Here is a 9,956-nt window from a genome sequence, read left to right as displayed (position 1 = left end):
CCCACTCAACCACTGCGTCTTGCTCGACAATCCAAAAATAATTGAGAGGCTAGGATTTTTGTCCCAGCCTCGTTTTTTGCTTGGATAAATTTGAAAAGAAGCGGGCAGATCTAAGAGAGCTCGAATGAATGAAGACAATGAAAACTTTATGAAAATTTCATAATTTAAGTTGACAGTCTTGAAAAAAAGGAGTAGAATAACCCCTGTTTTATGAAAAAGAGGCAGGGAATTCCCGGCCTCATGATCTTTTTTCAAGGAGTTTTTTATGTTTTCAACATTGAAAAAATGGTTTATTGGCCGTCCGTTGAAATCTGGTGCAGAAGGTGAAGGAGGATTGCTAGGGAAAATGCAGGCCTTGGCTATGCTCTCTAGTGACGCACTTTCTTCTATTGCCTATGGTCCAGAGCAAGTTATCCTGGTCTTGATGACCGTATCAGCAGGAGCCATTTGGTGGTCCATTCCAATTGGGATTGTGGTCCTGGTTCTTCTAGCCAGTTTAACGATTTCTTATCGTCAGGTCATTCATGCCTACCCTCAAGGGGGAGGAGCCTATATGGTGACTTCGGAGAACCTGTCTCCCAAAGCGGGGTTGATCGCTGGTGGAAGTCTTTTGGTTGACTATATGCTGACGGTAGCGGTATCTGTTTCTTCCGGTGCAGATGCCATCACGTCAGCGATTCCCTCTTTTCATCCTTATAATCTTCACATTTCCATTTTGTTGGTCTTGCTTTTGATGCTGATGAACCTTCGGGGACTGCGCGAATCAGCCACATCCTTAATGATTCCGGTCTATCTGTTTATTGTCAGTACCATTGCCTTAATCGGCTATGGCGTGATCCAAATTTTGACAGGGAATTTGGCCTATAACGCGACTGCGCATGTTGGCCAAACCATTTCAGGAGTCAGCATCATTCTCTTGTTGAGGGCCTTTACGAGTGGATCCGCTTCCCTAACAGGGGTGGAAGCCATCTCCAATTCGGTTCCCTTCTTTAAGAAACCAAAAGCAAAGAATGCAGCTTCTACCTTGACCATTATGGCTTTGATTTTAGGGATCATGTTTGCAGGGATTACCTTTCTCAATTACTGGGTGGGTGTTGTTCCAGCAAAAGGGGTAACAACTCTAGCCCAAATGGCCCAAGCTATCTTAGGGAATTCCCCAGTCGGTCAAGCCTTCTTTTACGTCTTTCAATTATCAACAGCCTTGATCTTGGCAGTTGCGGCTAATACAGGGTTCTCCGCCTTTCCAATGTTGGCCTTTAACATGGCCAAAAACAAATACATGCCACACATGTATATGGAAAAAGGGGATCGTCTGGGCTATTCCAATGGGATTTTGACATTGGCGATTGGCGCGATTGTTTTGCTCTTGATCTTCGATGGACAAACAGAAAGCTTGATTCCGCTCTATACCATTGGGGTCTTCATTCCTTTTGCTCTTTCTCAAACAGGGATGGTCATTCATTGGAAACGCCAATATCAAAAAGGATTTCTCAAGTATTCGCTGGTTAATATCCTGGGGGCTGCTATCTGTTATGGGATTGTCTTGATCCTCTTGTTGTTCCGTCTGAGTGAGATTTGGCCTTTCTTCCCTATAATCGGTCTTTTACTTTGGATGTTCTTAAGTATTCGCAATCACTATGATAAAGTTGCGGCTCAATTGCGTTTGGGAAGGAAGATCGAAAAGACAAATTACGCGGGCAATACTGTCATTGTCCTTGTTGGGAATGTCACTCAGGTAAGTGTGGGAGCTATGAGTTATGCAAATAGCCTAGGAAACGATGTTGTAGCGATGCACGTATCAACGGAAGAAACCAAGGTCAAGGATGCTGAGGTAGCAGAAGAATTCAAATATTATTTCCCTCATATTCGCTTTGAAAATGTCATGACAAGTTACCGGGATATTATCCAACCAACAGTTGAATTTGTCTCAAAAGTAGCTGAGGAGGCCAAGGAAAAAGGGAACACCGTCACAGTCTTAGTTCCTCAATTCATCCCTAAAAAACATTGGCAAAATATTCTCCACAACCAAATGAGTTTGAAATTGAAGTATGCGCTTCGTTGGCATGAAGAAGTGGTTGTGGCAAGCTATTCTTACCATTTGTCTGAATAACTATCGCATAAAGAAAAGATGTCTGCTTTAGAGGTGATTCGGATTAAAAACAAAGTTGCCTAAAACTTTCCTAATGTGAGTGCGGACGTCAGCGAACTTCTTCGAAGTTCCAAGACTAATTATTGAGCCTAAGGTCTCAATAATTCCGAGTGCCTGAAACACAATTGTTTCAGGCACTTTTCTCACAGCGGAAAGTTTCAGTAGATGATTGAATAATTCTAACGAGTATAATTTTTATAGAATTTATTAGATTTGTATCAATGAACAGTTTGTCTCCACTTTCAGATGTCTGCTTGAGCAGGCATCTTTTTGGATTTTCTCACACGAAAAAAACCACTCGAAAGTCTTGTAAGATACAGCCTTAATCTTGAAAAAATGTTTAAAAAATGCTATAATAAAGAGAACGTTTAAAATTTAAGAAATTTGAAAAGTAAGGAAACTAATGGCTAATTTATTAAAAACAATTATCGAAAATGATAAAGGTGAATTAAGACGATTGGAAAAGATGGCAGACAAGGTCTTCTCATACGAAGATCAAATGGCTGCCTTGTCAGATGATGAACTGAAAGCGAAAACAGAAGAGTTCAAGCAACGCTACCAAGATGGCGAATCATTGGATGACCTTCTGTATGAAGCTTTTGCGGTAGTTCGCGAAGGTGCCAAGCGTGTCTTGGGCTTGTTCCCTTATAAAGTACAGGTCATGGGGGGTATTGTTCTTCACCATGGTGACGTTCCAGAAATGCGTACAGGGGAAGGAAAAACCTTGACTGCGACCATGCCGGTATATTTGAATGCCCTATCTGGCCAAGGAGTTCACGTTGTCACTGTCAATGAATACCTGACAGAACGTGATGCGACTGAGATGGGTGAGTTGTACTCATGGCTAGGTCTTTCAGTTGGGATCAACTTGGCTGCAAAATCACCGTCTGAAAAACAAGAAGCTTATGCTTGTGATATCACCTATTCAACCAACGCGGAAATTGGTTTCGACTATTTGCGTGATAACATGGTTGTTCGTGCCGAAAATATGGTACAACGTCCTTTGAATTATGCCTTGGTTGATGAGGTAGACTCCATCTTAATTGATGAAGCCCGTACGCCATTGATTGTTTCAGGTCAGACTTCTACAGAAACTAGTCAACTCTATCACATGGCGGATACCTATGTAAAATCTTTGGAAAAAGAAGACTATATTATTGACGTCCCTTCAAAAACGATTGGTTTGTCAGATTCTGGGATTGATAAGGCTGAAAGTTACTTTAATCTTGAAAACTTGTACGACATTGAAAATGTTGCCTTAACACACTACATCGACAATGCCCTCCGTGCTAACTACATCATGATTTTGGATATCGACTATGTAGTCAGTGAAGATCAAGAAATCTTGATCGTCGACCAATTTACAGGTCGTACCATGGAAGGTCGTCGTTATTCTGACGGCTTGCACCAAGCGATTGAGGCTAAAGAAGGTGTACCAGTCCAAGAAGAGACCAAAACATCAGCTTCTATTACTTACCAAAACTTGTTCCGGATGTATAAGAAACTTTCAGGGATGACAGGTACTGGTAAAACAGAAGAAGAAGAATTCCGTGAAATCTACAACATTCGCGTTATTCCAATTCCAACTAATCGTCCGATTGCTCGTATTGACCATCCGGACCTTCTCTACCCAAGCTTGAAATCGAAGTTTAAAGCTGTAGTAGAAGATGTAAAAGCTCGCTATGAAAAAGGACAACCAGTCTTGGTGGGTACCGTTGCCGTTGAAACCAGTGACTACCTATCCCGCCTCTTGGTTGAAGCAGGCGTTCCTCACGAAGTTTTGAATGCGAAAAACCACTACAAAGAAGCGCAAATCATCATGAACGCTGGTCAACGTGGTGCCGTTACCATCGCGACCAACATGGCCGGACGTGGTACCGATATCAAGCTCGGTGAAGGGGTTCGTGAACTAGGTGGACTTTGTGTGATTGGTACAGAGCGTCATGAAAGCCGTCGTATTGATAACCAGTTGCGTGGACGTTCTGGACGTCAAGGGGATCCAGGTGAATCTCAATTCTACCTTTCTCTTGAAGATGAGTTGATGCGTCGTTTCGGTTCAGAACGCATCAAAGCCTTGCTGGACCGCTTCAAACTAAGCGAAGAAGAATCTGTCATCAGATCCAACATGTTTACACGCCAAGTTGAAGCAGCTCAAAAACGAGTGGAAGGGAACAACTATGACACTCGTAAGCAAGTCCTTCAGTATGATGATGTTATGCGGGAACAACGCGAGATTATCTACTCTCAACGCTATGATGTCATTACAGCGGATCGTGATTTGGCGCCAGAAATCAAGGCCATGATCAAACGAACCATTAAACGGATCGTTGAAGGAGCTAGCCACTCAAGCAAGGAAGAACGGATCGAAGCTATTCTGAACTTTGCCAAATACAATTTGGTCCCTGAAGATACGATTTCTGAGAGTGATATTGAAGGCAAATCTGATAAAGATGTGATTGATTACTTGTACAAACGCGCTGAAGAGGTTTATGAAAACCAAGTGGCGAAATTACGTGATGAAGAAGCAGTCAGAGAATTCCAAAAAGTCTTGATCCTTCGCGTTGTGGATAGCAAATGGACCGATCACATCGATGCCTTGGATCAATTGCGTAATGCTGTCGGTCTCCGTGGTTATGCACAAAACAATCCTGTGGTTGAATACCAATCAGAAGGATTCCGTATGTTCAACGATATGATTGGCTCCATCGAGTTTGATGTGACTCGTTTGATGATGAAAGCTCAAATCCATGAACAAGAGCGTCCTCGTACAGAGCACAGTATTTCAACGACAGCGACTCGTAATATTGCCGCTCAAAAAAACGATTTACCAGAAGATCTCGACTTGAGTCAAATCAAACGCAATGACATCTGTCCATGTGGATCTGGTAAGAAATTTAAAAATTGCCACGGTAAAAAACTCTAATCGGATGAAAGGATCAGCCTATGTCTTTTACAGCTACTAGCCCAATCATTGATGAAACAGCAGTAACTTCTCTTTATCTCTTAGAAGGTGAACATTTAGCTCGCAAAGAAGCGCGTGACCGTGAACTAGCCTCTATTTTGAAGGGGGAAGACAAGCGGATTTTGCTTGTGATGGGACCATGTTCATCAGATAATGAGGAAGCAGTGATGGAATATGCTCGTCGCCTTGCAGCCCTTCAGGAAGAAGTTAAAGATCGGGTCTTCATTGTGATGCGGGTCTATACTGCCAAACCTCGGACCAATGGAGATGGCTATAAAGGCTTGATGCATCAACCGGATACTGCTTCAGGACCAAGTTTTGTAGCTGGCTTAAAGGCAGTTCGTCGCCTGCATCACCGAGTGATTACCGAGACTGGTTTGACAACAGCAGATGAACTATTGTATCCAGAGACCTACCCATTTGTTGAGGATCTCCTTTCTTATGTTGCTATTGGGGCACGTTCTGTAGAAAATCAAGGCCATCGATTTGTGGCGAGTGGCATCTCAGTCCCAACTGGATTGAAAAATCCAACGTCTGGAAATCTGTCGGTCATGTTTAATGCAATTTATGCTGCACAACATGGGCACCATTTCTTCTATAATGGTCGTTCTGTGGAGACAAGTGGAAATCCATTCGGGCATGCTATTCTGCGTGGAGCCTTAGACGCGAATGGGAAAAACATTCCAAATTACCACTATGAAGATCTGCTAGAAGTTGCGCATCGCTACCAAGCCTTGGGCTTGCAACATCCATTTATCCTGGTTGATACCAATCATGATAATTCTGGGAAAAAATTTACTGAGCAGATTCGCATTGTCAGAGAAACCCTTACAAATCGTAGCTGGAATCCAATTATCCATGATGTAGTCCGTGGATTTATGATTGAATCTTATTTAGAGGACGGTCGTCAAGATCAACCAGAAGTATTTGGTCAATCGATCACAGACCCATGCTTGGGTTGGGAAAAGACAGAAAGCTTAGTACGAGAAATTTATCAGTATGTAGCTGAATAAGAGGAGAGGGCTGGAGAAAATATTCTCAGCCCTTTCCTTCTTAAATAGAGTTGCTGATAGAAAATCATTAAAGAGGAAAAGATATGATTGTTGGACATGGGATAGATATCGAATCGATCCAATCCATTGAACAAGCCTACCAGAGACATCCGAGATTTGCTTCTAAGGTATTGACAGAGACGGAACGAGAACGGTTTGACCAATTATCTGGAAAAAGGAAAATGGAATACCTGGCAGGTCGATGGTCTGCCAAAGAAGCCTTTTCCAAGGCTTGGGGAACAGGAATTGGTCCAGTAGGATTTCAGGATCTGGAAATTCTAACCAATCAAAAAGGAGCTCCCTATTTTTCAAAAGCTCCTTTTAGTGGAAAGATTTGGGTATCGATTAGTCACTCAGGCGATTTAGTTTCGACCAGTGTCATTTTGGAGGAAAGAAATGAAAGCTAGTATACATAGACCAACGCGAGCATATGTGGATGTAGAGGCTATTGCCTATAATGTTCAACAAATACAAGCCCATATTCCGAAAGAGACCTTGACCTTTGCAGTTGTCAAGGCAAATGCATACGGCCATGGGGTTGAACCAGTGGTAGAACGTTTATTGCCACTAGTAGATGCTTTTTGTGTCTCCAATCTAGATGAAGCCTTGGAAGTTCGCCAAGTAGCAGGTGAAAAGCCGATCTTAATTTTGGGCGTTGCACCAGTAGAACACGTTGCGATCGCCATCAAAGAGGAAATTCGTTATACAGTGGCTAGTCTCGAGTGGTTGAAAGCATTGTTGGCTGAAAAGTCTGATTTGACTGGGTTGAAGGTTCATATTAAAGTGGATTCAGGAATGGGACGAATTGGTTTTCGTTCGGCAGAAGACTTGCAGGAAGCCATGATCTTATTAAGAGATCATGGAGCAGAAGTGGAAGGGATCTTTACTCATTTTGCTACAGCTGATGAGAAAGATGACCGGCATTTCCAAGGCCAGTTGCAACGATTTAAGAGCTTGTTGGAGCTCTTGCCCTATACTCCTAAAATCGTTCATGCCAGCAATTCAGCAACAACTTTATGGCATGCTGATACCATTTTTAATGCTGTCCGACTGGGTGATGTCATGTATGGTCTCAATCCAAGTGGAAGAGAGTTAGAGCTTCCCTATAGCATCCGTCCTGCTCTGAGTCTGGAAACAGAATTGGTCCATATCAAACCACTAGAAGTGGGGCAGACAGTTGGCTATGGAGCGACCTATCAGACTAGTGAGGAAGAGTGGATTGGGACCATTCCAATTGGCTATGCAGATGGCTGGACCAGAGATATGCAAGGTTTTCATGTCCTTGTTGATGGGCAATTCTGCCCGATTGTCGGTCGCGTATCCATGGACCAAATCACCATTCGCCTACCGAAGGCCTACCCGATTGGGACTAAGGTAGTATTGATCGGAAGGGATGGTGATCTAGCTATAACGACAACGGATGTAGCAATCTATCGAGGCACGATCAACTATGAGGTTGTTTGTGTCTTGAGTGATCGCGTACCAAGAGTTTATCGTCCAACAAAGGAAGACAGTGGGAAGTAAGTTGTTTGTCTTTTCCCAGCTTCCTTTTATAAAAAGTTCGAGATGAAAGAGGTTGATGACGGTGGTCCCAGCCTCCTTTCTTATCTAGGAGGAAAGAATGAACTTACACCAACCACTTTCTGTCCTGCCAGGAATTGGACCGAAATCAGCAGAAAAATACAAGAATTTGGGAATCGAAACGGTTGAGGACCTCTTGCTCTACTTCCCATTTCGGTATGAAGATTTTAAATCAAAAAATGTTTTAGATCTGGAAGATGGAGAAAAAGCAGTTGTTTCTGGAATTGTTGCCACCCCAGCCAATGTCCAGTATTATGGTTACAAGCGTAACCGTCTTCGCTTTACCATTAAACAAGGGGAGCTGATCCTAGCAGTTAGTTTCTTTAACCAGCCCTATCTAGCGGACAAGATTGAACTAGGGCAAACAGTGGCTGTATTTGGTAAATGGGATAAGGCCAAGGGAGCTTTGACAGGGATGAAGCTGTTAGCCCAAGTCGAAGATGACCTCCAACCGGTCTATCGTTTATCTCAAGGGGTGAGCCAGTCAGCTCTAGTAAAGGTTATCAAGACGGCTTTTGAAGCAGGTTTAGACAACTTGTTGGAAGAAAATTTACCCCAGATTTTAATGGATAAGTATCACTTGCTTTCTCGCAGACAAGCGGTCCGGGTTATGCATTTTCCCAAGGATCTTGAGGAATATAAGCAGGCCTTGAGACGAGTGAAATTTGAAGAATTGCTCTTTTTCCAATTGCAACTGCAGGTCTTGAAGGAAGAAAATCGTTCCGTCGGACAGGGAATTGTGCTGGATTGGGATAAGAAGAAGCTAAAAGCTCTTCAAGCTAAGCTTCCTTTTACGTTGACAGAAGCTCAGGAGCGAAGTCTGAACGAAATTCTAGCAGATATGCGCTCTCCTTACCACATGAATCGCCTCTTGCAAGGGGATGTCGGAAGTGGGAAAACGGTTGTTGCTGGGTTGGCCATGTATGCTGCTGTAACAGCTGGCAAGCAAGCGGCCTTGATGGTCCCAACTGAAATCCTAGCTGAGCAACATTTACAAAGTTTGACCTCTCTCTTTCCTAGTCTTAGAATTCTTCTTTTAACAGGCAGTCTAAAAGTTGCGGAGAGAAGAGAATGCTTGGAATTGATTCAGACAGGGCAAGTGGACCTTATTGTGGGAACCCATGCCTTGATTCAGGAGGGGGTTCATTTTCATGATCTCGGCTTGGTCATTATTGATGAGCAGCACCGTTTCGGTGTAGCCCAAAGACGGATCCTGCGTGAAAAGGGCCAAAATCCGGATGTCTTGATGATGACAGCGACCCCAATTCCCCGGACTCTGGCAATCACTGCTTTTGGAGATATGGATGTTTCGATTATAGACCAAATGCCAGCAGGTCGAAAAGAGATTATCACCCGCTGGGTCAAGCATCAACAGTTAAATTTAGTCTTGGATTGGCTGGTCAAAGAAATTCAAAAAGGCTCCCAAGCCTATGTCATTTCTCCCTTGATTGAAGAATCGGAAGCCTTGGACCTCAAAAATGCTATTGCTCTAGAGGAAGAATTGATTGCTTATTTTGGAGACCGAGCCCGTATTGCTCTCCTTCATGGTAAGATGAAGGGGGAAGAAAAAGAGGCCATTATGCAGGCCTTTAAGCAGGGAGAAATTGACTTACTAGTTTCTACAACTGTAATTGAGGTCGGCGTCAATGTTCCCAATGCTACCGTCATGATTATCATGGATGCAGACCGCTTCGGTTTGAGTCAATTGCACCAGTTGAGAGGTCGGGTAGGGCGTGGTGATAAGCAGTCTTACGCAGTATTAGTTGCCAATCCCAAAACAGAATCAGGTAAGCGTCGGATGAAAATCATGACCGAAACCACCAATGGGTTTGTCTTGGCAGAAGAAGACCTCAAGCTACGAGGCTCTGGGGAAATCTTTGGAACGCGTCAATCAGGTATACCAGAATTTCAAGTGGCCAACCTTATTGAAGATTATCCAATCTTAGAGGAAGCACGAAAGGTAGCTGTTCAGGTGGTCACGACTCCTAATTGGCGAGAGCATCCAGATTGGCACTGTCTGTCTCTACATTTGGAGCAGAAAGAACACCTGGATTAAGAAGTGATAAGAAAAAGAGGCTGGGACAAAAGTCCAAGCCTCTCAATTGTCTTTGGATTATCGAGCAAGACGCAGTGGTTGAGTGGGTTCTACTACGCTGATTTTATCAGCTTTTACAGCCCTACTCAACTGTGCGGAGGTGGGACGACGAAATCG

6 protein-coding genes are annotated in these 9,956 nt (G+C 43.4%); all 6 read left to right on the top strand.

Features of this window, described 5'->3' with window-relative positions; genetic code table 11:
* Nucleotides 1–265: 265 nt before the first annotated feature.
* The 6 genes from QZ158_RS06495 (at nucleotide 266) to recG (ending at nucleotide 9,800) form a co-directional block, all read left to right on the top strand.
* A complete protein-coding gene (locus tag QZ158_RS06495) occupies nucleotides 266–2,110 on the top strand; it encodes an APC family permease (protein WP_293886876.1) in 1,845 nt (614 codons plus the stop codon).
* Nucleotides 2,111–2,552: 442 nt separating this feature from the next.
* Entirely contained in the window at nucleotides 2,553–5,072 is a 2,520-nt protein-coding gene (secA, locus tag QZ158_RS06490; protein WP_293886875.1) for a preprotein translocase subunit SecA, read from the top strand.
* Between the two features lie 20 nt (nucleotides 5,073–5,092).
* Nucleotides 5,093–6,124 carry a 3-deoxy-7-phosphoheptulonate synthase gene (locus QZ158_RS06485; protein ID WP_293886874.1) on the top strand — a complete coding sequence of 344 codons (1,032 nt, stop codon included), beginning with the start codon at nucleotides 5,093–5,095 and terminating at the stop codon, nucleotides 6,122–6,124.
* A gap of 83 nt (nucleotides 6,125–6,207) precedes the next feature.
* The gene (acpS, locus tag QZ158_RS06480) at nucleotides 6,208–6,570 is read left to right on the top strand and encodes a holo-ACP synthase (protein ID WP_006595699.1); all 363 of its coding nucleotides are present in this window, start codon (nucleotides 6,208–6,210) and stop codon (nucleotides 6,568–6,570) included.
* The gene (alr, locus tag QZ158_RS06475) at nucleotides 6,560–7,687 is read left to right on the top strand and encodes an alanine racemase (RefSeq protein ID WP_293886873.1); all 1,128 of its coding nucleotides are present in this window, start codon (nucleotides 6,560–6,562) and stop codon (nucleotides 7,685–7,687) included. The genes acpS and alr overlap by 11 nt, the downstream gene beginning before the upstream one ends.
* 97 nt (nucleotides 7,688–7,784) lie before the next feature.
* Nucleotides 7,785–9,800: an ATP-dependent DNA helicase RecG gene (gene recG / locus QZ158_RS06470; protein WP_293886872.1), complete on the top strand. Its 2,016-nt coding sequence runs from the start codon at nucleotides 7,785–7,787 to the stop codon at nucleotides 9,798–9,800.
* Nucleotides 9,801–9,956: the final 156 nt, after the last annotated feature.

This window comes from Streptococcus sp. A12 (assembly GCF_905372335.1).
Classification (GTDB): Bacteria; Bacillota; Bacilli; order Lactobacillales; family Streptococcaceae; genus Streptococcus.
The sequence above is the reverse complement of the archived record's forward strand: the minus strand, read 5'-3'. Positions and strand labels throughout refer to the sequence as shown.